Annotated in this window: 20 protein-coding genes; 13 read left to right on the top strand and 7 right to left on the bottom strand. The window is 35.3% G+C overall.

Features of this window, described 5'->3' with window-relative positions:
- Nucleotides 1-168 precede the first annotated feature (168 nt).
- The 3 genes from AZF04_RS00520 to AZF04_RS00510 all read left to right on the top strand — a co-directional run bounded on the left by AZF04_RS00520 (nucleotide 169) and on the right by AZF04_RS00510 (nucleotide 3,524).
- Nucleotides 169-1,023 carry a DegV family protein gene (locus AZF04_RS00520; protein ID WP_061947112.1) on the top strand — a complete coding sequence of 285 codons (855 nt, stop codon included), beginning with the start codon at nucleotides 169-171 and terminating at the stop codon, nucleotides 1,021-1,023.
- 754 nt (nucleotides 1,024-1,777) lie between these two features.
- Nucleotides 1,778-2,734, top strand: a complete 957-nt coding sequence (locus AZF04_RS00515) for a DUF4349 domain-containing protein (protein ID WP_061947111.1) — start codon at nucleotides 1,778-1,780, stop codon at nucleotides 2,732-2,734.
- A gap of 127 nt (nucleotides 2,735-2,861) precedes the next feature.
- On the top strand, nucleotides 2,862-3,524 hold the full coding sequence (locus AZF04_RS00510) for a hypothetical protein (protein ID WP_061947110.1): 663 nt from the start codon (nucleotides 2,862-2,864) through the stop codon (nucleotides 3,522-3,524).
- Between the two features lie 76 nt (nucleotides 3,525-3,600).
- Here the strand turns inward: AZF04_RS00510 and AZF04_RS00505 are convergent, their stop codons facing one another.
- The 4 genes from AZF04_RS00505 to AZF04_RS00490 all read right to left on the bottom strand — a co-directional run bounded on the left by AZF04_RS00505 (nucleotide 3,601) and on the right by AZF04_RS00490 (nucleotide 7,114).
- Nucleotides 3,601-4,095: a hypothetical protein gene (locus AZF04_RS00505; RefSeq protein WP_061947109.1), complete on the bottom strand. Its 495-nt coding sequence runs from the start codon at nucleotides 4,093-4,095 to the stop codon at nucleotides 3,601-3,603.
- Nucleotides 4,096-4,211: 116 nt separating this feature from the next.
- Nucleotides 4,212-5,123, bottom strand: coding sequence for a 5'-3' exonuclease (locus AZF04_RS00500; protein ID WP_061947108.1), 912 nt, complete (start codon nucleotides 5,121-5,123; stop codon nucleotides 4,212-4,214).
- A gap of 41 nt (nucleotides 5,124-5,164) precedes the next feature.
- The gene (locus tag AZF04_RS00495; RefSeq protein ID WP_061947107.1) at nucleotides 5,165-6,322 is read right to left on the bottom strand and encodes a sn-glycerol-1-phosphate dehydrogenase; all 1,158 of its coding nucleotides are present in this window, start codon (nucleotides 6,320-6,322) and stop codon (nucleotides 5,165-5,167) included.
- A 3-nt stretch (nucleotides 6,323-6,325) separates the two neighbouring features.
- On the bottom strand, nucleotides 6,326-7,114 hold the full coding sequence (locus AZF04_RS00490; protein WP_061947106.1) for an HAD-IIA family hydrolase: 789 nt from the start codon (nucleotides 7,112-7,114) through the stop codon (nucleotides 6,326-6,328).
- Nucleotides 7,115-7,307: 193 nt separating this feature from the next.
- Here AZF04_RS00490 and AZF04_RS00485 point away from each other — a divergent pair, with 193 nt between their 5' ends.
- From AZF04_RS00485 to AZF04_RS00465, 5 genes are all read left to right on the top strand, one after another.
- Nucleotides 7,308-8,342 carry an aldose epimerase family protein gene (locus tag AZF04_RS00485; protein ID WP_061947105.1) on the top strand — a complete coding sequence of 345 codons (1,035 nt, stop codon included), beginning with the start codon at nucleotides 7,308-7,310 and terminating at the stop codon, nucleotides 8,340-8,342.
- 724 nt (nucleotides 8,343-9,066) lie between these two features.
- A complete protein-coding gene (gene araD, locus AZF04_RS00480; RefSeq protein WP_061947104.1) occupies nucleotides 9,067-9,765 on the top strand; it encodes an L-ribulose-5-phosphate 4-epimerase in 699 nt (232 codons plus the stop codon).
- A 2-nt stretch (nucleotides 9,766-9,767) separates the two neighbouring features.
- On the top strand, nucleotides 9,768-11,435 hold the full coding sequence (locus AZF04_RS00475; RefSeq protein ID WP_061947103.1) for a ribulokinase: 1,668 nt from the start codon (nucleotides 9,768-9,770) through the stop codon (nucleotides 11,433-11,435).
- A gap of 11 nt (nucleotides 11,436-11,446) precedes the next feature.
- Nucleotides 11,447-12,940 (top strand): L-arabinose isomerase, encoded by a 1,494-nt coding sequence (gene araA, locus AZF04_RS00470; RefSeq protein WP_061947102.1) that lies wholly within the window; start codon nucleotides 11,447-11,449, stop codon nucleotides 12,938-12,940.
- Nucleotides 12,941-13,079: 139 nt separating this feature from the next.
- On the top strand, nucleotides 13,080-14,165 hold the full coding sequence (locus AZF04_RS00465; protein ID WP_061947101.1) for a GntR family transcriptional regulator: 1,086 nt from the start codon (nucleotides 13,080-13,082) through the stop codon (nucleotides 14,163-14,165).
- Between the two features lie 49 nt (nucleotides 14,166-14,214).
- On the opposite strand, the gene AZF04_RS00460 is transcribed toward AZF04_RS00465, so the two are convergent.
- The gene (locus AZF04_RS00460) at nucleotides 14,215-15,153 is read right to left on the bottom strand and encodes an ArsR/SmtB family transcription factor (protein ID WP_061947100.1); all 939 of its coding nucleotides are present in this window, start codon (nucleotides 15,151-15,153) and stop codon (nucleotides 14,215-14,217) included.
- Nucleotides 15,154-16,149: 996 nt separating this feature from the next.
- Between AZF04_RS00460 and AZF04_RS00455 the strand changes: the two genes are divergently transcribed.
- Nucleotides 16,150-17,946 (top strand): methyl-accepting chemotaxis protein, encoded by a 1,797-nt coding sequence (locus tag AZF04_RS00455; protein WP_061947099.1) that lies wholly within the window; start codon nucleotides 16,150-16,152, stop codon nucleotides 17,944-17,946.
- A 51-nt stretch (nucleotides 17,947-17,997) separates the two neighbouring features.
- On the opposite strand, the gene bshB2 is transcribed toward AZF04_RS00455, so the two are convergent.
- Entirely contained in the window at nucleotides 17,998-18,666 is a 669-nt protein-coding gene (gene bshB2, locus AZF04_RS00450) for a bacillithiol biosynthesis deacetylase BshB2 (RefSeq protein WP_045481741.1), read from the bottom strand.
- A 15-nt stretch (nucleotides 18,667-18,681) separates the two neighbouring features.
- Nucleotides 18,682-19,032, bottom strand: coding sequence for a YojF family protein (locus tag AZF04_RS00445; protein WP_061947098.1), 351 nt, complete (start codon nucleotides 19,030-19,032; stop codon nucleotides 18,682-18,684).
- 195 nt (nucleotides 19,033-19,227) lie between these two features.
- Here AZF04_RS00445 and AZF04_RS00440 point away from each other — a divergent pair, with 195 nt between their 5' ends.
- The 4 genes from AZF04_RS00440 (at nucleotide 19,228) to AZF04_RS00425 (ending at nucleotide 23,122) form a co-directional block, all read left to right on the top strand.
- A complete protein-coding gene (locus AZF04_RS00440; RefSeq protein ID WP_061947097.1) occupies nucleotides 19,228-20,025 on the top strand; it encodes a S1 family peptidase in 798 nt (265 codons plus the stop codon).
- Between the two features lie 149 nt (nucleotides 20,026-20,174).
- On the top strand, nucleotides 20,175-20,864 hold the full coding sequence (locus AZF04_RS00435; protein ID WP_061947096.1) for a response regulator transcription factor: 690 nt from the start codon (nucleotides 20,175-20,177) through the stop codon (nucleotides 20,862-20,864).
- Complete coding sequence (locus tag AZF04_RS00430) at nucleotides 20,848-22,308, top strand: HAMP domain-containing sensor histidine kinase (RefSeq protein ID WP_061947095.1); 1,461 nt, start codon at nucleotides 20,848-20,850, stop codon at nucleotides 22,306-22,308. The genes AZF04_RS00435 and AZF04_RS00430 overlap by 17 nt, the downstream gene beginning before the upstream one ends.
- Nucleotides 22,301-23,122, top strand: a complete 822-nt coding sequence (locus tag AZF04_RS00425; protein ID WP_061947094.1) for a uroporphyrinogen-III synthase — start codon at nucleotides 22,301-22,303, stop codon at nucleotides 23,120-23,122. The genes AZF04_RS00430 and AZF04_RS00425 overlap by 8 nt, the downstream gene beginning before the upstream one ends.
- Nucleotides 23,123-23,224: the final 102 nt, after the last annotated feature.

Raw genomic sequence — 23,224 nt, 5'->3', positions numbered from 1 at the left:
AATGTCTGTGTTTTTAGTGTGGATATTCTTTGATGACTTTGTGACTTCGTAAAAAACCCCTATCTTTCAAGCTTCTACCTATGTTATGATGAAAAAAAGTTTATTATTTTATGACAAAGTTAAAGTAAAACAAAATGGAAAAGTGATAGAAAGTAAGGAGTTAAATCGATGACAATTCGAATTGTAACAGATTCTACATGTGATTTACCTAAAGAAATATTAGAACGAGAAAAAATCGAAGTGATACCGCTTTCAATTACGATCGAAGGGAAATCCTATTTAGATGGAATTGATATAACAAAAGCAGAGTTCTTAAAGAAATTAGTTTCTTCTCATGATCTTCCTAAAAGCTCTCAGCCGGCTATTGGTGTATTTCAAGAAGTTTATTCGAGAATATATGAGGAAGAAGGCGAGGATGTAGAGATTATTTCCATTCATTTAACAGAAGGAATGAGTGGAACCTATCAAACCGCTTCCTTAGCTGCTAATATGGTGGATGCTAATGTGACGGTGATTAATTCCAGATTTATTTCTCATGCTCTTGGATTTCAAGTACTAGAGGCTGCAACTCTAGCAAAACAAGGGTACACAGTAAATGAAATTGTAGAGCGTTTAAACGTGGTTAAAGACAATTCATCTTTATATATTATGGTTGATACGCTAGAATATTTAGCAAAAGGTGGAAGAATCGGAAAAGGTAAAGCCTTATTAGGTTCACTTCTAAAAATCAAACCAATCGCGTCTCTTGCTGATGGCGTCTATTCGCCTGTTGAAAAAGTTCGAACACACTTACAAATGATTCAATTATTTACAAAGAAGTTTGAACAAGAAACCATTCAAAAAGGAAAATCTATAAAGAGCGTGGCAATTGCTCATATAGATGCTGAAAAATTAGCCAATTCTTTAAAGGAATCACTACAGCAAGTGGCTACTTTACCTCAAGTTTTGATTACAGAAACTTCTCCTATTATAAGTACACATACGGGTCCAGGTGCTATTGCACTTATGTATTATGCAGAGTAATAATAGGGGATGAAGACAAGAGTTTATAATATTCAGACTAGCAGGAGCTAGAAAAGAGAAATCATATAAATGATACTGTATTAGACAAAAGACGACGTTTCTTTATAGAAATGTTCGTCTTTTAAATTTACCTTGCAATTTTTACAATACATGAGTGAATTTCATAATTGCTCTATAAATGAATAAAATCGAACGTTTCTTATAAAATATGTTTTAAACATTTTCGAATTAACTTCTTGATTGAAACGGTAGGTAGTGACTCCCAAAGGATCAGCGCAGTCTGAAGATCCACTCTGACGACGCTATGAATAGTCAGAGTTAGCTGAAGACAAGCCCTTGGGAAAGCATCTACCTAAAGTGAAAATCAAAAACCTAATCGCTCCGTTCTCATTAAAAGTTATAAATGATGAATGGGTTTAAGTGATTCAAGCAGACCATTCATTATAAAAAATGTCTTGAATGTTTCCGAATTCACTTGTTGATTGTAACGGTAGGTAGTGGACTCCCGAAGGAGCAGAGCAGTCTGAAGATGATCCACTCTGACGACGCTATGAATAGTCAGAGTTAGCTGAAGACAAGCCCTTGGGAAAGCATCTACCTATAGTGGAAATCAAAAACCTAATCATTCGGTTTTCATTATAAGATGAATGATGAAATTGATTCACATAATATAAAAACGTTTTTATTCATGTAGAAACCTTTTTTGTCATCACAGCGTTCTATAATAAATAGAGCGAAAAGAGGGTATTTTACGATGAAAAAAATATTATTTTTATTTACTTTATTTTGTATGGTATGGATATTAATTGGCTGTCAGCAATCTACAGAAGATTCGGCAGAAGATACAGTATCAATAGATAGGCAATCAGCTACTTTTGAGACATCACCCACACAACAAGAAAATGAAATGTCAATCGAGGATTCTACAGATTCAGATATAATAAATACTGAATCGGGTACAGAAATGGCAGAAATAGAAATCTCATCTGAAAGTGATTTCAGTACGTCCGATCGTAAAGTAATATACGAAGCTTTTTTGGAATTAGAAGTCATTCAATATGAAGAGGTTGAGGAGGCATTAATTAAAAAGGCTGAACAATTGGGAGGATTTTTGATAGATGCTTCTTATTATGAACACAGTGATATGATAAGTGGAAGCTTAAGTATAAGAATCCCACAAAATCAATTTCAAGCCTTTTTATTAGATGTTGAAAAAGAGGGACAAAAGCTCATACAAAAAAATGTTAACGGAAATGATGTAACAGAAGAATATGTTGATTTAAATAGTCGACTTTCCTCTAAAAAAGTAGTAGAAGAAAGATTGTTAAACTTTTTAGACGAAGCTGAAAATACAGAGGATTTATTGACGATTTCCAGAGATTTAGATGAAACTCAAACCGAAATTGAGCAATTAGAAGGGCGAATTCAATACTTGGATCAACGCATAGACTATTCATTAGTAACTATAAACTGGTTTGAAGAAAAAGTCCGTATTGATCCAATTCAAGATAATCAATCTTTAAACATTATGGAAAGAACAAAGAAACTTTTTTATGATACAATAAATTTATTAATCTCATTTTTCTCAAATATTATCGTGTTTGTTTTAGGCGCATCTCCTGTATTAGTTCCATTATTTCTTATCTTTGGATCTATCCTATATACTCTTAGAAAAAAGAAAAAAGCCAAAGATAACCAAAAAGTGGAATAGTTTATAGTTGATTTAAGAGTTGGATGATAAAGTTAAATAAAACGAACAGTTATTGATTGAACATTGAGAAACTAGAAAGGGTAAGATGAGATTATTAAGGTTGATTACAGCATAGGAGGATCAAATAATGAATTGGAAGAAATTAAGTGTAACAGTAGCGGCATTCTTTATTATTGCTGGCTGTTCAACAAACGAAGAAGGAATGAATGATGATCAGGGCATAGATACGGATGATGAGCCAGAAGTGATCGATCAAGAAGACTCCATTGAAGAAGAAGAAGTCGAAGGCGACAATGATAATAATGAAGAATCGTCTAATGAGGATGGTTCAGAATCTACAGACAATACGGAAGAGGCTACAGACGAAGATCAAAGTGAAGAGCAAGCCGATTCTGGTCAGTATGAACAAAGTGATTCGGGCTATGAAGTTTATGTGTTAAATGATTATGTGTTTACTCCTGAAGAGCCAAGAAGAGATCAAATTTACGTAGAAGATGATGGTTTGGCATTTACTAGAATTATTTCTAATGGACCAGAGGCGGAAATGGACCTTATTAAAGACAATATTATTGAGTTTGCTGAAGGTCAACTTATAGAGGATGTAGAGATACCAATGGATGGATTAGAATATTCTTTACTCGTGGAGGATGAAGAAGTAAAAACCTATTATTTTGCAAAAAGCTATGGTTCAGACATTTTGTCCTTTGAAATGTTTATACCTGTTAATGCCGATAGTGAAAGAGTAGAAGAAGAGTTTTGGACGATGGTTGATTCTTTATCTTTTCCTTAAGGGTTTAGATAGGAAATAAGTGAAGCTAGCTTAACGGATTAAGAGCGTTAAGCTAGCCTTTTAATGTTTGTTATAGTTATAAATGAGGGTTACAAATAATTTTTCCTTGTTTGTTCTCGTTATCAAGTTCAATTTGAAATTGATGTTTCTTATAAAAATGGGTAAGTCTATCTAGATGGCCCCAATCTCTCTTTGCAATGTCACCCTCAATTATTTGGATATTCTTTGATGAGGCATATTCTTTTAAATACCTCATACATATGCTGCCAAAACCTTTATTAGGTTGTCCGATAATATCTCCAATATGAATCGTATAATCATTCAGATATTGAGCTTGAATGGTAAAATCCCAGTGACCGAGAAAGGATTGCTCACAAGTATTAAGCATGATTTTACATACATTTGCATCATCCACTACGGATACAACTACCCATTTATGATCCTGATATTCTTCAAAACCCAATACTTTCCACTGCTTGGCAATCTTTTTTAAATTATCTTGTAATCTATAAAATTGAAATTCCATATCTTCGATTTTTTCCTCTAAGGAAGAAGGCTTTGTTAGTAGCATTTAACCACCTCTTAAACTAATTTTCAAACACAAATATAGAATTATAATGTAATTACAAAAAAAAGTCAACATGAAGCTGCAATTTGCAACTTGATGTTGACTCGTTTAGACGCCATTTAGTTAGCAATCAAATGAAGAGGTTGATACTTGATGGATAGACCATAGCTAGCCAATATATTTTCAATCTCCTCTTTATTGACAGGAAGTATACAATCTTCAAAATTAAAATCCTCTAAATGTGGAATATCACAAATAATCGTAGCTAATTTTTTGCTCAATAAAACCGATTCGTATCCACTGGATAATTTCTTGAAGTAGCGTTTAAACGTTGTATCTACCGTATTCGCTTGAAGGTTTTTATAAAGTGTATCAATATTTTCATATTGTTGAATTAACGGCAAAGCAGACTTTTCTCCAACACCTGCACAACCAGGGATATTATCGCTTTTATCACCAAGTAAAGCTTTAACATCAACCCACTGAGATGGTGAAAGAGCATAATCATTCTGAAAAGATTCTAAATCATACTTCACTTCTCCAGCTTTTTTAGCGATTATCTGGACCGTCGATTCATTAATAAGTTGTAGTAAATCACGATCATTACTATAAATAGAACATGGAGCTTGGTAATGATTTCTCCAGTGAGAAGAAATCGTACCGATAATATCATCTGCCTCATATGGAGAGAGAGTTAATTGGTGGATTTGCAGCTTATCTAATAGTTTTGTACAAGTTTCATATTGCTCAATAAGTGGAGTGGGTAATTCGCCTCGTGTTCCTTTATAATCAGGTGCGTATTGTCTACGAATAGATTCCTCTCTTTTAACATCCCAAGCAATAATGGCATGAGTATAGGGTTCGTTTTTAATTAACTGAAATAATTTTTGAAAAAAGACACGTACTCCATTAATATATTCGCCATCTTTATTTGTTGCTAATTGAGATTCTTCTTTTCCGTAGGAGGTGGCAAAATAACCTCTACTTAATAAATTAAAACCATCTATTAAAAGTAATTGCTGTGAACTCATACCTTATCATTTCCTTTTCAAATAATCATAGTTATTTATGGTTACTTTTTATTTTCATTAATATAACGAAGCATGGTGTAACGATTACGAATCGTGTGAGCATGTGAAAGGCTTTCTTCAAAAAGATTAGGAGATACTGAGATATCAGCTATGCTCGTTTTTCCTCCGATTTCTTCAATCCATCTTTTTAACAATTTAGGATCAGGGAATTTAGCGATTAGTTTCTCTATTTCTTTTTGACTTGATTCGTCCATTTCATCATTTTCAATAAGTGTATTCATATTTTTTTTATAGTATTCTATTATAGCTAAAGTTGCAATGGCGACCTTAGTCCCATGCAAAACTTGCTTTTTATTCTGTTTAATAAAATCCATTTCCCAATAATGAGACAAATGATGCTCTCCACCAGAAGCAGGGTGAGATTGGCCTAACATAAGCATAGCAAGTCCTGATTCAACTAAGCTTTCCATCAGGATCTTTATTCCTTTTTCATCATGACTCATTAAAAGTGGTAGGCTATCCAAACATCTATTTAATGCATGACGTGTCATATTGGCAACGATCTCGGAATAGGGTTCGTTTGCTGACAAATGTCCAAATGTCCAATCAGCTAGGGACGTGATTTTTCCTAGCATGTCACCGAAGCCAGCGGCGATCATTTCTTTTGGTGCATCTTTTAACCAAGCTAATGGGGCGAATAAAGCAATCGGTGCCTGCGTTTGATAGGTGACCTTATGCTCATTAATAATGAGCGGAGCACCCATTGAGTTAAAGCCGTCTACAGAAGGAGCTGTTGGTACTGAGATGAATGGAACTTTCATTTTGTAGCTTGCTATGCGTGTAATATCGTGAATGGTTCCTGAGCCTAAAGCAATGAATACGTCAACTTCATTAGGTGTTTCTAGTAAAGCTTGCATAATCGCTCTTTCATCTGCTACGACATCACCTTGTTTATTTTCAGCAATAATAGTAGTAGGCAAAAGATGATCTTGATTGAATCTTTTTACCAAATCTTGTCCGTACAAATTCCATATGTTTGCATCAGTTATGAGTTTAATGGTGCGATACGATTTTTTAGAAACATAGTCTAACAGCATCTCGACTGCATGCTCGTCTATAATTAATTTCTCTATTTGAATAGAAAAAAGATTTAAAGATGTTTCTTGCTTTCCTAACTCATTTAGGGCGTTAATATTCATATATCATATCTCCTTCATACAATCAGCGATTGAATGTATAATATAGTCAGGTTTTCTCATTCCAGTTAAGCGCTGAGCTTGTTCTTTATTTGTATTTCCCGTTAAAACGAGAGCGGTTTTCATTTGGTGAGTATTGCCTAGTAGAATATCAGAATCTGGACTATCTCCAATAATCATACATTTTTCTGGAGGTAATTGTAGTTGAGTCAGTGCGGCTTTTGCCATAAAAACAGATGGTTTACCTAAAATGATTTCAGGACTTTTTCCTGTAGTGGCTTCAATGGCTCCAATTAATCCGGCTACATCAAAGGCCGGTCCCTCTTCATTAGGGAACATTTTATCAGCGTTAGTTGCGATAATTCTAGCTCCATTCATAACCGCTTTAAATGCTAAATTCAAATCACTATATTGTAGGTGTTCATGTAAAGATATGACTAAAAATTCAGCTTCTTCTGGTTGCTTGGCAAGCCTAATATTATGAGTTGCCAGCTCATCTCTTAAACCTTGATCGGCAAGAGTCCATACACTTGCAAGTGGGTAGTAATTTCTTATGTACTGAGCGGTTACAGTAGAGGATAAAAGAATTTGTTCCTCATCAACGTTAATATTATGCAGCTTTAATTGCTCTAAACATTGTTTCTGTGAAACATTTCCACGATTACTTAAGAATACTATTTTCTTTCCTTGTTCTTGCATTTTATGGATAGATTGAGCGGCACCGCTAATTAATTTTTCCCCTTGAAAAACGGTACCATCTAAATCGATTAAATATCCTAGAACTTCAGAATTCACTAGCTTCTCCACTCCTTTTTCTGAAAAAAACCGTTTAATCTTCTACCATTTTATTATTAGTGATGAAAAAGAAAACGTCAATCACTGTTTTCTTTTATGAATTTTGAAAAGGCTCTTCCTTTTATACAAAAACTATAATACGATGAATGTAAGATAATAAAATTAATTAATAAAGTGAGAAGGGTGTAGCGTTATGACAATAAAAAAAGAGAAATTCGGTCAAGTAGAATCAGAGTTTGTTCATAAGTATACGTTAACAAATCATCATGGAATGCAGGTTGTATTTTTGGATTATGGCTGTGTAATTACTGATATTCTCGTTCCTGATCGAGAAGGTCAATTAGAAAATGTAGTCCTAGGATATGATTCATTAGATGAGTATAGAAAAAATCCTGGATATTTTGGTGCGATTATAGGGAGAGTAGCTGGACGAATTGCTGGAAGTGAATTCATATTAAATGATCAAACTTACAAACTTCCTAAAAATGAAGGTGAGAATCACTTGCATGGTGGTCAATCAGGTTTTGATAGTAAAATATGGAAAGCTTCGTATGATGATAATGGGTTAAAGATCACTTTTTCTTATTTAAGTGAAGATCGTCAGGAAGGATATCCTGGAAACTTACATGTGAGTGTTACATATGAGTTAACAGAAAATAATGAATTAAAGCTAATGTATGTTGCAAATAGTGATCAAGATACGTTATTGAATATGACCAATCATACTTATTTTAATTTAAGTGGAAATTATAAAGAGGATGTTTCGAATCACTGGTTAAAAATGAACAGCCCTTATTTTCTCCCTTTAAAAAATGATCTTATACCAACTGGAGAAATACAAAATGTAGAAGGAACACCATTTGATTTTACTAATGGTCAATTTCTTAAGGAAGGGTTTCAATCGGATCACTCACAAATTACATTAGCCGGAGGAGGATATGACCACCCATTTGTTCTATCAAAAGGAGACATTTTTCTAAAGGACGAAAAAAGTGGGCGTTGCCTTCAAGTCGTAACGGATCAAAAAGCGGTTGTTATTTATACGTCTAATCAGCTGGACTCTTCGGTTTCCATTAGACATACTGAAGGGAAGCCATATTTAGGTATTTGTTTAGAGACGCAAGCACACCCAGATGCGATCCATCATCAAAACTTTCCTTCCATTGTTTTAAAAAAGGAAGATACGTATCAAGTAGAAACGACATGGTCTTTCTCGGTAGAATCATAAAGTTCGACTAAACTGGTTCTTGAAATAAACTGTGATGATTAAGTTAAGTGTAGTCACGATGAAAGAAGTTGAGAACGTTCGAGTCTTCACCCTTCTATTGAAAAACAAGGTAATGGGGCTAGAACAAAAGCTATTTTTAAAAAATTTCATGTAGTGAAATTTGAAACGATTTGAATAAATAAATAAATACACAGACAACCAACAGGTCTTCCTTCTTTTGCTAAGTAGGGGGCCTGTTGAATTTTGAGTAAATGATATAAGTTTGCCGGCACAAGGAGCGGGAACTTAAGTAGGCTAAGGAGGCGATGTCAAAACCCTTTAAAAAAATTGATAGGTAGCGCCCTTCAGGACGCGGAGTGTTTTGGGGATAAACAGCCGTGCATCTAGCTTCTAAGGTATTTTTATTTCTGCGTATTTATTCAATGGCTACCTTTATTTTGTTTTTTTAAATCATTGAGTGAATTTCATCATTGCTTTATAAACGAATAAAACCGAACGTTTCTTATAAAATATGTTCTAAACTTTTGCGAATTAACTTCATGATTGAAACGGTAGGTAGTGACTCCCAAAGGATCAGCACAGTCTGAAGATCCACTCTGACGACGCTATGAATAGTCAGAGTTAAGATATGAATGATGAAATTGATTCCATTATAAAAAAAACTAGAAATATGTCCGTACATGTGTATAATGAAAGGTAGATAATCTCTTTAGGAGTTGAGAAAATGCTTGAAAAGTTAAAGCAGGAAGTTTTAGATGCTAACTTACAATTACCCAAATACAAAATGGTTACGTTTACATGGGGAAACGTAAGTGGAATTGATCGAGAAAAAGGATTAATTGTAATAAAGCCAAGCGGAGTAAAGTATGAGGAGTTGAAATTAGAAGATCTTGTAGTTGTCGATTTAAATGGTCAAGTTGTAGAAGGGGATTTAAAGCCTTCATCTGATACTCCTACCCATATTGAACTATATAAAGCCTTTCCTAATATAGGGGGAATTGTTCATACTCATTCTCCTTGGGCTACAAGCTTTGCTCAAGCAGGAAGAGGAATTCCTGCACTAGGTACTACACAGGCTGATTATTTCTATGGAGAAATTCCATGCACAAGACCGATGATTGATTCAGAAATTCTAGCAGACTATGAAAAGGAAACGGGAAGTGTCATTATTGAAACATTTAAGGAGTTAAATGAAGATTATATACCAGGTGTTTTAGTACACTCACATGCGCCGTTTGCATGGGGAAAAGATGCTAATAATGCGTTTCATAATGCTGTAGTTCTAGAGGAAGTTGCAAAAATGGCATCACGTACGTACATGTTAAATCCACAAGTTGAATCTATGAATCAAACATTATTAGATAAACATTTTTTAAGAAAGCATGGTGCTAACGCTTATTACGGTCAAAAAAAGGAGGAATAAAAATGGCAAAAAAATATGCAATTGGTATTGATTATGGGACGTTATCTGGTAGAGCAGTATTAGTTGATTTAGAAAATGGTCATGAAGTAAGTGATCATGTGACAGACTACCATCACGCGGTCATTGATGAGTATTTACCAGGTACTGATATTACTTTAGAGCATGAATGGGCACTGCAGCATCCCCATGATTATTTAGATGTTTTAATGAATTCGGTACCAGCTGTCATTAAACAGGCTCGTATTCAAGCAGAGGACGTCATTGGTATTGGAATCGATTTTACTGCTTGTACAATGCTTCCTATCGATAAACAAGGTGAGCCGTTAAGTTTTGATCAAAAGTGGAAAAACCGACCGCATAGCTGGTGTAAGCTATGGAAGCACCATGCCGCACAGCCTGAAGCAAATTCTATCAATGAATTAGCTGAGCAAAGAGGTGAAGAATTTCTACCTAGATATGGGGGGAAAATTTCTTCTGAATGGATGATAGCAAAAATATGGCAGGTTCTAAATGAAGATGAGGAGATTTATCAAGAAACCGACCAATTTATTGAAGCAACTGACTGGGTTATTTCCAAAATGACAGGAAGTATTACCAAGAATAGCTGTACAGCTGGGTATAAAGCGATCTGGCATAAACGTGATGGCTATCCATCAAAGGAATTCTTTAAAGCTTTAGATCCTCGTCTTGAAAACTTGACCGAAACCAAATTAAGAGGCGAAATCGTTCCACTAGGATCGAAAGCAGGAGAATTAACAGAAGAAATGGCAGAAAAGATGGGCTTATTAGCTGGTACAGCAGTAGCTGTAGGTAATGTTGATGCACATGCCGCTATGCCAGCTGTTGGTGTTGTGACACCTGGTAAGCTTGTTATGGCGATGGGAACCTCTATTTGTCATACGATATTAGGTGAGAAAGAGACACTAGTAGAAGGTATGTGTGGAGTAGTGGAAGATGGAATCATTCCTGGTTATTTAGGCTATGAGGCAGGTCAATCCGCTGTAGGAGATATTTTCGGATGGTTCGTTGAACAAAATGTCCCTGCACATGTTTATGAACAGGCCAAACAAGAAGGTCTGAATGTCCATCAATGGTTAGAAAATGCAGCAAAGAAACTGGCTCCTGGTCAATCAGGTATTCTAGCACTAGATTGGTGGAATGGAAATCGTTCTGTATTAGTTGATACAGAATTAAGTGGACTTTTTATCGGAATGACACTTCAAACAAAACCAGAAGAATTATATCGTGCATTACTAGAAGCAACGGCATTTGGCACTCGCAAAATAGTGGATGCTTTTCATCATCAAGGAGTAGAAGTGGATGAATTGTTTGCATGTGGAGGTCTTCCACAAAAAAATCAATTATTAATGCAAATATATGCTGATGTAACAAACCGTCCTATTAAAATTGCTGCATCCAAGCAAACTCCAGCCTTAGGAGCAGCTATGTTTGGTGCAGTTGCTGCTGGTATTGAAAAAGGTGGGTACGAAACCATTGTCGATGCTGCAAAAGCTATGGCAAGAGTGAAGGATGAAGTGTATACACCGATTCCACAAAATGTTGAAATCTATCAAAAGCTATATGAGGAATATAGTCAATTACATGATTATTTTGGTCGTGGAGCCAATGATGTGATGAAACGTCTTAAAAATTTGAGAACCTATCAATAGGAGGGAATATTATGCTTCAAACAAAAAAATATCAACTTTGGTTCGTGACAGGAAGTCAACACTTATATGGAGAGGAAACCATTCAACAAGTTGAAGAGCATTCTAGAAAGATGGTTCAGCACTTTAACGAATGTGATTTTTTCCCAGCTGAAATTGTATTAAAGCCTGTATTAACGAATCCTGATTCGATTAGACAACTTACAATAGATGCCAATTCTGATTCTGATTGTGCGGGGCTTATCACATGGATGCACACCTTTTCACCTGCAAAAATGTGGATTGCTGGTTTAAAACAATTATCAAAGCCGCTTTTACACCTTCATACCCAATTTAATCGCGATATTCCTTGGAATGAAATTGATATGGATTTTATGAATTTAAATCAATCTGCTCACGGAGATCGTGAATATGGATTTATGACAACTAGGCTGAATAAGGCTCGAAAAGTAGTGGTTGGTCATTGGGAGTCAGAGGATGTTAAAGTCCGTATTGGAAAATGGATAAGTACAGCTATTTCGTGGATGGAAAGTCAATCTATTAAAGTGGCTCGATTCGGAGATAATATGAGAGAGGTAGCTGTTACAGAAGGTGATAAGGTAGAGGCTCAAATTCAATTTGGATGGTCTGTGTACGGATTTGGGATCGGTGATTTAGTTCAAAAAATGAATGAGTTCTCAGAAGAAGACGTGTATGCACTGTTTAATGAGTATAAAAAGGTCTTTAAGCTTGAGGAGGACGCTTTACAGGAAGGTCCTATTCAAAATTCTATTTTAGAGCAAGCAAGAATTGAATTAGGTTTAAGAGCCTTTTTAGAAGAAGGTGGATTTACGGCATTTACGACCACATTTGAGGATTTACATGGTATGAAACAGCTTCCAGGATTAGCGGTTCAACGGTTGATGGCTGATGGATATGGCTTTGCTGGAGAAGGAGATTGGAAAACAGCTGCTCTTTTAAGATTAATGAAAATTATGGCTAATAATAAAGGAACATCCTTTATGGAGGATTATACGTATCATTTCGAGCCAGAAAATGAGCTTGTGTTAGGATCTCATATGTTAGAGGTTTGTCCGACAATCGCAACGGATACACCTAAAATTGCGGTCCATCCATTATCAATAGGTGGTAAGGAAGACCCAGCACGACTTATTTTTAACGGTAAAAAAGGAAGAGCGTTGAATGTTTCGGTCATAGATTTAGGTCATCGTTTCCGTTTGGTTATTAATGAAGTTGAAGCGGTTGATACGGAGAAAGAAATGCCGAATTTACCTGTTGCCCAAGTATTATGGAAGCCACTACCATCATTAAGTGAATCAGCAGAAGCATGGATTTATGCAGGAGGAGCTCATCATACTGTCTTTTCTTATGAAATTTCACCAGAGCAAATTCATGATTTAGCCGATATGTTTAATGTGGAAAGTGTTAATATTAATGAAGATACGACAATTAGAAGCTTTCAGCAGGAATTAAGATGGAATGAAATAGCTTATAAATTAAATATTTAAATCTTAAAGAAAAGAGGGACATTTCCCTCTTTTTTCCTGCATCTACATTACTTTTTTATTAAGGAAGAGATTTTATGATAAGATAGGAAAGATGCATGGGATAGTGAAGGTATTAATCCTTAAATTTGAGGTGTGTTAGGTGCAAACAAAGTATCGTATGGTTAAGGATCGTATAAAAGAGAGAATTTTAGCTGGTGAATATCAAGCGAATCAAAGAATTGATTCTGAAAGTCAATTAATGAAGCAACATGAAGTGAGTCGCCATACTGTTAGAATGGCGATAGGAGAATTAGTTAATGAAGGTTGGTTGTATCGTGAGCAAGGTGCTGGTACCTTCGTTCAAGATAAAGTGTCGCAAAAAGAGGAAGCGGTGCACACACCTAAATCGATTGCGATTATTACCACTTTTATTTCTGATTATATTTTTCCGTCCATTATTAGAGGAGCGGAATCTTATTTAAGTGAAAAAGGCTATCAAGTAAGCTTATTTAGTACAAACAACGACAGTGAGAAGGAAAAATCCATACTAGAAAAAATTATACAGCAACGATTCGATGGAGTAATCATTGAGCCTACTAAAAGTGCTTATACATGTCCTAATTTAAGCTATTACTTTCAATTAGAAAAACAACAAATACCTTATATTATGATTAACGGATATTATGAGGAGCTAGAGCCTGCTGCTTTCGTTATAAATGATGAAAAAGGAGGATTTATCCAAACCGAGCATTTAATTGAAAGAAACCATAGGGAAATTGCTGGTTTTTTTAAAACAGATGATCGTCAAGGAGTTCAACGATTAAAAGGCTTTATTAAAGCTCATCGAAAACATTCAATTGACATAAATCCAGAACACATTATTACATACACGTCAGAAGTAAAATCTACAAAACCGTTAGAAGAATTAAAAAAACTGTTAGATCATCGTCTTATAACAGGAATTGTTTGCTATAATGACGAGTTAGCGGTTCTAATGTTAAACGAATTAAGAACTCGAAAAATGGCCGTTCCTAGTCAAATTTCTTTAGTAGGATTTGATAACTCATTTTTATCAGAAGCTACAGAAGTTAAACTAACTACCATTGAACATCCTAAAAATGAGCTAGGTTATGAAGCGGCTGAAAGTCTTGTTTCAATCATAGAAAACCCTGAACAAACTTCACTAGAAATGAAGCAATACGAACCGAAACTTATTATTCGAAAATCAACTAGCTATGCACCATAATATCAATATTAAAAACGATCCAAGTAAATGTTGGATCGTTTCTTATTTTTTAGCTCTCTTTTTCTTCTACTATAGGACCCTCTTCTTTTACATAATACAAGCGGAAAATAATATCTTGATTATAGTTACCAAAGCCCTTTCCAAAAACAGTTGCCCCTCCGACATGTTCTGCCTGCTCATCTACAGCGATTTTAAAGGTCCATTGCTTAGCTTTAACATCTATATCGTCAATCGTTATATTAGATATTTGGATACCATCCATGTAGGTACCCTTTTCGTTAATTCTTAAGCATTTTAATAATCCATATTGATTAATCACTCTTGGCCACCAATCGGGTGTATACTTTCCAGGACTATCTCCGAAATCTCCAGGGCTAGTCCATGTACCTAGGGTAACGCCGTTTAACAAAAAACTAATATCAGAAGGCCAATTTTCGTTTGTAAATGGCGCCTCTGAAGATAATTCTAAAGTGATTTCTAATTCTTTCGCTTTTTGACTATAGAGTAAAAAGTTAGGGATTTTGTACTCAATAAACCCTTTGCTGAACCATAAAATTTTGGCATCAACACGTTCGTTAGCTAAAAAATATCTTGGTTCATCAAATTCTCCAATAATGATTTCTGGAGTAGCAATTCCACAGGTCGGTTCAATTTGAAAATCAGTATAATGACCAATTGACACTTCCGTCTCATGAAAATCCTTTTTTTGTGAAATTAATTTAGGAAAGTTTATTTCAATTTGGTCAATAACTAAAAAACAAAGCTTCTGAACACCAGCTTTTCCTGGTACCATCTCTGTCTTTATAATGCCTGCCTTTTCTAACTTTTTTATATGCATGGTCATGATCGCGCTACTTAACCCTACGGCTTCCGCTAATTCTTTCACATTCATCGGTTTGTCTGATAAAAAATGGATAATAGCTAAGCGAACTTTGCTTGAGAGTGCTTCATATACGGGCAAAGATTCAAGTGATAAATCGATTCGCATTTGTTTCCTCCATTAACTAAGCAATTAATATTTTTGTTTAATATAATGATATCGGTTTATAGGAAGGTTAACAAGTAAAACAGCTAGTTTTTTTTATCTGAATCCATTTCATCATTCCTATCATGAAAACCGAATGATTAGGTTTTTGATTTTCACTTTAGGTAGATGCTTTCCCAAGGGCTTGTCTTCAGCAAACTCTGACTACGCAAAGCTTCGCCAAAGTGGATCTTCAGACTGCGCTCATCCTTTGGGAGTCACTACCTACCGTTACAATCAACGAGTGAATTCACAAACATTAAAGACATTTTTATAATGAAAACCGAATGATTAGGTTTTTGATTTTCACTTTAGGTAGATGCTTTCCCAAGGGCTTGTCTTCAGCTAACTCTGACTATTCAGAGCGTCGTCAGAGTGGATCTTCACACTGCGCTCATCCTTTGGGAGTCACTACCTGCCGTTACAATCAACAAGTGAATTCACAAACATTAAAGACATTTTTTTAATGAAAACCGAATGATTAGGTTTTTGATTTTCACTTTAGGTAGGTGCTTTCCCAAGGGCTTGTCTTCAGCTAACTCCGACTACGCAAAGCTTCGTTAGAGTGGATCTTCACACTGCGCTCTTCCTTTGGGAGTCACTACCTACCGTTACAATCAACAAGTGTATTCGTAAACATTCAAAACATATTTTACTGCGCTCTTCCTTTGGGAGTCACTACCTACCGTTACAATCAACAAGTGTATTCGTAAACATTCAAAACATATTTTATAAGAAACGTTCAGTTTCATTCTTATAGAGCAATGATGAAATTCTCTCATCTAGTAAAATGAACAAAACGAATAGTAAAAAATACCTATTAAATGTAATTTTATTTAAAAAAAAGGAGGAAAATTCAAAAAATAAGAAAAAAATAATAGTATAAATGACACAATTACTTTACAATATAAGAAAGATATAGTGATTTTCTAGGGGATTCACGATATTGGAGGGGATGAAATGAAAAAAATGAAAGGGCTTAAATTTTTTAAAAAAGGAAGCTCGACATTAAAAAACATGATCATTTGGAGGAAGTTAGGCTCACTCTTTAGTAAAGTATTCATATGGAATAAGCTAAGTTTGGCCTGGAAGTATGGATTTGCATTTATCGTTACTATTTTCTTATTTTGTTTAACCACAGCTATTTTAGTTACTAATTTGAACGATGTCCAGAGAGAGATGGTTCAATTTGACCGAAGTGCTGAACGCTCTGCTAAAATTTCAGAGATGAATGATTTATATCAAGAGTTAATCTTTTTAACATTAAGTTATATTAATCGAGCAGATGATGTTTTAGTCACACAATTTGAAGAAAAAGCGCTAGAACTTGAAACGCACCGAGTGGAAATTGAACCTTATTTGGATAAGCAAGAAATGCAAAACCTATTAACGTATGCTGAGAATAATCAAGAACAGATAGAATTAATATTTTCAAACGATGTATTAGACGAAAGAATGGCAAGTAATGTAGAGTTTCAGTCGTATACTTATGTCCGAATCGAAAGATTGAGAGCGCAAACATTAGCTGCTTTTGAGCAATTAAAAAAGATTGTAGATGAACAAAGGATTGCCGATTCAGAAATGGCAAGAAAACAAATTGACCAGACGATTTTGACGACGATAATAGCGGTAGTTATTTCCTTACTATTAGGGATAAGTGTTATTTTAGTGATTAATAAAATTGTAAAACGCTCTATGATTCAAACCGTTCGTTTTAGTGGAAAAATAGCCGATGGTGATTTGACGGTTCAGCCATTAAAGGTAACAGGTAAAGATGAATTTAGCGTGATAGGAAATTCATTAAATCAAATGCATATTAGTTTAGTAACGATTATTGAAGAGTTAGCGGTCGTAACGAATCGTGTGAATAAGCAAGGAGATAGCTTAGAACAATCTTCTGTTCAATTGAATGAAGGAAGTGTTCAAATTACGGATACGCTCAATCAATTGTTAGCGGTTTCACAAGAACAAACATCAACGACTGTTGATATTTCACAATCGACGACGAATTTTAATGATCAGATTAAAACGATTGATGAATCAGGTCAGACCATTCGCGAATCTAGTGAAGGTATTATTCAATTGACGACAAATGGTAATGAAAAAATGAAACAGTCGATTGATAAGGTGACTCACATTCATGATACCATTGAAGAGGCAACGGAGAGTATAAATCAGTTAGCCAAAAAATCAATTGAGATTAATCAGATGGTAGATGTTATTCGAGGCGTCGCGGATCAAACTAATTTATTAGCCTTAAATGCTTCGATTGAAGCTGCAAGAGCAGGGGATGTAGGAAAAGGCTTTGCTGTTGTTGCAAATGAAATTAGAAAATTGTCTAATGAAGTTAGTAATTCAATAGAGAAGATTGTATCCATTACCTCAAGTGTACAGCAAGAAACGAAGCGCGTTAGTACCGTTTTAACTGAGGCAAATGTTGAGGCTCAAGACGGGATGAATATGATTGAACACACAGGTCAAGATATATTCGAAATTCAAAAAGCGATCGCTACCATGGGGCAGGAAATTAAAGTGATAACCGAGCAAATATCAGATATGGCTTTAGAAAGTAGTGGTATACAGGAATCTGTTAATCAGTTGGCAGCGGCAACCGAACAAACGACAGCTAGTGTCGAAGTGGCATCTCGTTCCGTTCATATGCAAAATCAATCTACAGAAGTAGTTGTAGAAAATACAAATCGCTTAAAAGAAACAACAGAACAATTAAGAAATTTGATGAGACGTTTCCAAATATAAACGAAAAACCACATGAGCAGCTTAGCTCACGTGGTTTTTTAATAGGAGATATTATTCAAAATGATAGGTCCAAAACCGTTCGTATTGTAACCATTTCATCGCCTCAGGGTCTTGTTCTTGCCACTTTGGCTCCATTTCTTCAAGCATCCAAGATGTTTGAGAAATATGCGCTCTCATTGCCCCTTTTTTCTGTTCAGCAAATTCAGTAACATCGTGGATGACATCTGGAGTTCCGATATGCTTTTCGTGTCCTTTTGAAAAAGCAATACAGTGAACGACAGGTCTATCTTTTTTCTTTTTACGACCTATAGCATCTATCACATATCTTGCCGTTGCATCGTGATCGGGGTGTACGGAATATTCAGGATAAAAAGTAATCACTAAGGTAGGCTTTATTTCGTCAAGTAAATCGGTAAATAACCGAACCATTTTTTCATGGTCTTCAAATTCAATCGTTTTATCACGAAATCCTAGCATTCGTAAATCTTGAATATCCATAACCTGTGCTGCTTTTTGTAACTCTTTTTCTCTAATTTTTGGTAAGGATTCTCTAGTGGCAAAAGGAGGGTTTCCTAAATTACGACCCATCTCTCCTAAAGTTAAGCATGCATAGGTGACAGGAGTGCCATTAGCGCGGTGTTTAGAAATCGTCCCCGACACCCCAAAAGCTTCATCGTCGGGATGGGGGAAAATGACAAGTACATGTTTTTCCTTTTTCATAAAATCCTCCTGTTATTATTGAAATGGAGTTTGACTAAGCTGTAAGGCAACTCCTAACTTTCCATCTGAACCATGTCCAGCAAGTAAAAGTTGGTTATCATTTGCTTCAAAGTGAGTTAAACCTTCTGCATATACCCAACCTAGTTTTTCTAATTTTAGTCCAATACGATAAGGACCACTGCCGGTTATTTTGCCATGCTCATATTTAATTTCAGCATTTCTTATATAAGCACTTGCTGAAAAGAATTTTTCATTGTGATGAGAGGCGTAAGCGCCATTAGTTGTTTCTAAATGAAGGTATATATTTTTTAATGCATATCGATCAATGTTTTTTTGAAGTATTTCTTTATCTAATATGGGTTCCATTTCTGCCACCCTCCTTCTACTAATTACTATCCATTGTAGCGATATGAGCGTAAATGAGCAATCATTTAGTCCTTAAATGTAAAGAATCACTTTCTTTAACTTCATCTGATTAATCATGGTAAAATAGAAGACAACCATTAAATAAATGAAATAGCTATGATAGATAGTATATTTTTATTAGAAGGAGAATGTAAATTGTCCAATAATGAAGAGAATAAGAAACATTCAGAGAACGAAAACCTCGAAATAGACGAGCCACCATTAGAAGCATTTTATGAAGAAGAAGAAGAAACAGAGATAGAGAAACAGAAAAAAAAGCGAAAGAAGAGGATTTTTCAATCTCTTGCAGCTTTGATTATTACTGGTTTAATTATACAAGTTTTTTCCATGTGGTTTGATATGTTTAATTTGGATACTATTTCACTCAGACAAGAATCAGAAAAGCTTTCCGAGGAAGAAATTGTACAAGCTAGTCAGGATGCCGTCGTTTCAATTCAAAACGGTACGTCTAGAGGGACGGGATTTTCTATTACAAGCGATGGGTATCTATTAACGAATGAACATGTTGTGAACGAACAAGCACCCATCCTTATTTTCTTCCCATCAGGTGATTATTATGAAGCAGAGATCATAGAAGAACATCCTACCTTAGATGTTGCTCTTTTAAAAGTAGAGGCAGAAGGAATCCCTCATTTGAATATAAGCTCAGAAAATGGTCAAGGGAATGATACGATTTATGTGATAGGGAATCCTTTACTTCAATCCCAGATTGCCAATAAAGGAACTATACATAATGAAAATGAAGAGGATTTCAACGTTTTAGAAATTACTAATCCGATATTTCCAGGGCATAGTGGAAGTCCTGTTATTTCAGAAAACGGAGAAGTAGTAGGGGTTGTTTATGCGAGAAGAGTGTCATCATCTGAAAATAGAAGAGGTTTAGCCGTCCCTATTGAACCGATTATAAGTGAATTAGAATATTTTCAAAAATAATTGGATAAATCCTTGAATAACCAGCCAAGAAAGCTTTTAGAAAATTTTTGCTATAATATAGGGAAATCGAATCGTTTTGACTTACACTTGACATGTCTAGAAGGTATTCTATATTAAATATTGTGATGGTTTGAGGAAGTGTGAAGACGATGGAAAAAATTTTAATTATAGAAGATGAAAAACCAATTAGTCAGGTATTAAATGCTTACTTAAGGAAAGAAGGCTTTCATTTGAAACAAGTGTTTGATGGAGGAGAAGCAATCGAGGTTTTTATTGATTTTCAGCCTGATTTAGTTTTATTAGACGTCATGCTTCCTAATAAGGACGGGTGGAGTATTCTGGCAGAAATCAGAAATCAATCTAGTTGTCCAGTGATTATGCTCACAGCTTTAAATGATGTAAATGATAAGTTAGCTGGATTACATGGTGGTGCGGATGATTATATTACAAAGCCTTTTGTTGCAGAAGAAATGGTCGCAAGAGTGCATGCTGTATTAAGAAGGTCGAATCCGTCTAAACATATGGAGAGTAAGAAGTTTGGTTCACTTGCTATCGATTACAAATCACATCGAATATGGATAAAAGAGCAAGAACTAACGCTAACCCCAAAGGATCTTTCTCTCTTTTTGTTTTTGAGCAAACACCCTAACCAAACGTTCACGCGGGAGCAACTACTAGATCATGTATGGGGAATGGATTATGAAGGCAGTGATCGAGCTGTTGATTTATCTATCAAAAGAGTAAGAAAAGAGTTAAAGAATTGGCCAGAAAAAGAAGGGGAAATTTTAACATTAAGAGGATTGGGGTATCAACTTCGTGTCAATGAAAACAACTTCTAATCGTAAAAGTCTATTGCGTTCGTGGACAAAAAATTATGTGATCACGCTGGTCATTGGTTTATTAGTGATTACGGTCCTTTCTGTTATCTGGATTCGTCATACGACACTAGAGCATCGATTAAATATGACGACGTTACTAGGAGAAGAAATTGCCTCTAGATTTGTTGAGATTACAGGTGGTGAACCTAGAACAAGAGGAGATGTTCACGGTTTTGTATCTGAAAGAAATCAGTTAATCGATTTGGATAGTGATCCTTCTATATATATTGTGAATCCAGATGGAGCTATTATCTCAATAAATGAGCAAAACGAACGCTTATTTAGCTTTCAAATTCCTATAGAGCTTCTATATGCGGAAGAACCTATCCAAAAGATTAATGTGACCAACCCTATACGTGCTAGCTATTATATGGTTAAGACACCGATACAATGGCAAGAACATATCATTGGTTGGGTGGTTCTAGTCGAATCTGAAGAAATTTTAACGAAGCTAAATCAAGAATATCAATTATTATTCATCTTTGTCATTAGCCTCGGTTTATTAGGCTGGGCTGCTATTTACTTTTTATCAAAGCGATTTCTCAAACCAATTGAACAAGTTGCTTATGCAGCCAAACAGGTAGAGCAAGGACATTTTAATGTTCATATACCAGATGCTCCTAAAGAGAAAGAGCTTCATGAATTGGTCGATTCTTTTGAAAAAATGACTAAGCGTCTACACCAGCTTGAAACTCTTCGCACTGAGCTATTGGCTGGAGTTACTCATGAATTAAAAACACCGGTAACCTCTATAAGTGGATTATTACAGGCTGTTAAAGACGGAGTAGTAGAAGAAGAGGAAGCAAGGGAGTTTATTGAGAGCTCCTTAAAAGAAACGGATCGTTTGCATAAGATGGTGGATGATTTATTAGCTTTTAACTCATTTACGGTCAATCAATTTCCGATACAGAAAGAGCCAATCGAAATCAATTCCTTACTTTCAGAACAGGTAAACCTATGGAAAAGGACACAAGCACCAGGTGTCGATTGTGTCATTCAGAACCTGGATCGACCTTTTACAATGTATGCTGATCCGGCTAGAATTAAACAAATTCTCATGAATCTTTTAAATAATGCTTATCATTCGATGAATAAAGAGTATCAGCAAATATATGTATGCCTTACATTAAATGAAAAAGAAAATGTCCTATTGATAGATGTTAAGGATAACGGAAGCGGGATTGCTCCTAGTGAGCAGGATTATATTTTTGAGCGTTTTTTTAGAGGAGAATCTAAAAAATATAAAATTCGAGGGCTAGGTTTAGGGCTTCCATTTAGTAAAATGATTGCACAGGCCATGGAGGGAGACCTTCAGTTAAAGGAAACAAGTTCAGAAGGGACGACTTTCACTGTCATCATACCGGTATCAAGACGTTTAGAAGAAAGAAGGGAATTAGATGAGTAAACCATTAGAGGGCAAACAGGTTGTGTTAACAGCATCTAGAAAAACAGAAGAAATGACTACTTTAATAAACAAGCAGGGTGGCGAAGTAAAAGTATTCTCCTTACAAGGCACAGTCTTTTTAGATCATAAGGATTTAGAAAATGATATAAAACTAATGATTGAAAATCAATATGAATGGCTCATTTTAACGACCGGAATGGGAACTAAGGCGATCGTCGATGCAGCTGAGAGCATTGATTTAAAGGAAGCACTACTTGATGCCTGGGCTAAAACCAACCTTGTCGCTAGAGGATATAAAACAATAGCTGCATTGAAAGAGTTAGGCTTAATTCCTAAAGTAACAGATGAAGATGGGACAATTAGAGGCTTGATTTCAGCATTGAAAAATACGTCATTTTCGAATCAAAAAGTGGCAGTGCAATTACATGGCCTACATTCTCCAGCTTTAACCTCTTTTTTAGAGAATAAAGGAGCAATCATCCATGAAATTTACCCTTATAAGCATTTACCTGCGGAGCGAGAGCAAGTAGAGCAACTATTTGAACAATTGGAGAAGGGTAAGGTTGATGCGATTTGCTTTACTACCTATTATCAAGTTCGATGTTTATTTGAATATGCAGTCTCTATAAATCAAGCTGACGTTCTGAGAAAATGGTTTAATCATACAGTGATTGCTGTAGCCGTTGGAAAAGTAACAGCAGAAGAGTTACGAGAATGGAAAGTAGAAAGGATTATTAGTCCTAAGCATGAAAGAATGGGAGCGATGATTGTCACACTATCCCAGTATGTAAAATCGATGACAAAGCTCGTTTAATAAAAACAAGCATAAAAAAATTACGGTTGGCAAGCACCTTTGAGAAATTAATCTTAAAGGTGCTTACTTGTTTATTAAATGATATAATCTCAGTTGCGTTTT

The organism is Alkalihalobacillus trypoxylicola (assembly GCF_001590785.1).
GTDB classification, from domain to species: Bacteria; Bacillota; Bacilli; order Bacillales; family Bacillaceae_D; genus Alkalihalobacillus; species Alkalihalobacillus trypoxylicola.
The sequence above is the reverse complement of the archived record's forward strand: the minus strand, read 5'-3'. Positions and strand labels throughout refer to the sequence as shown.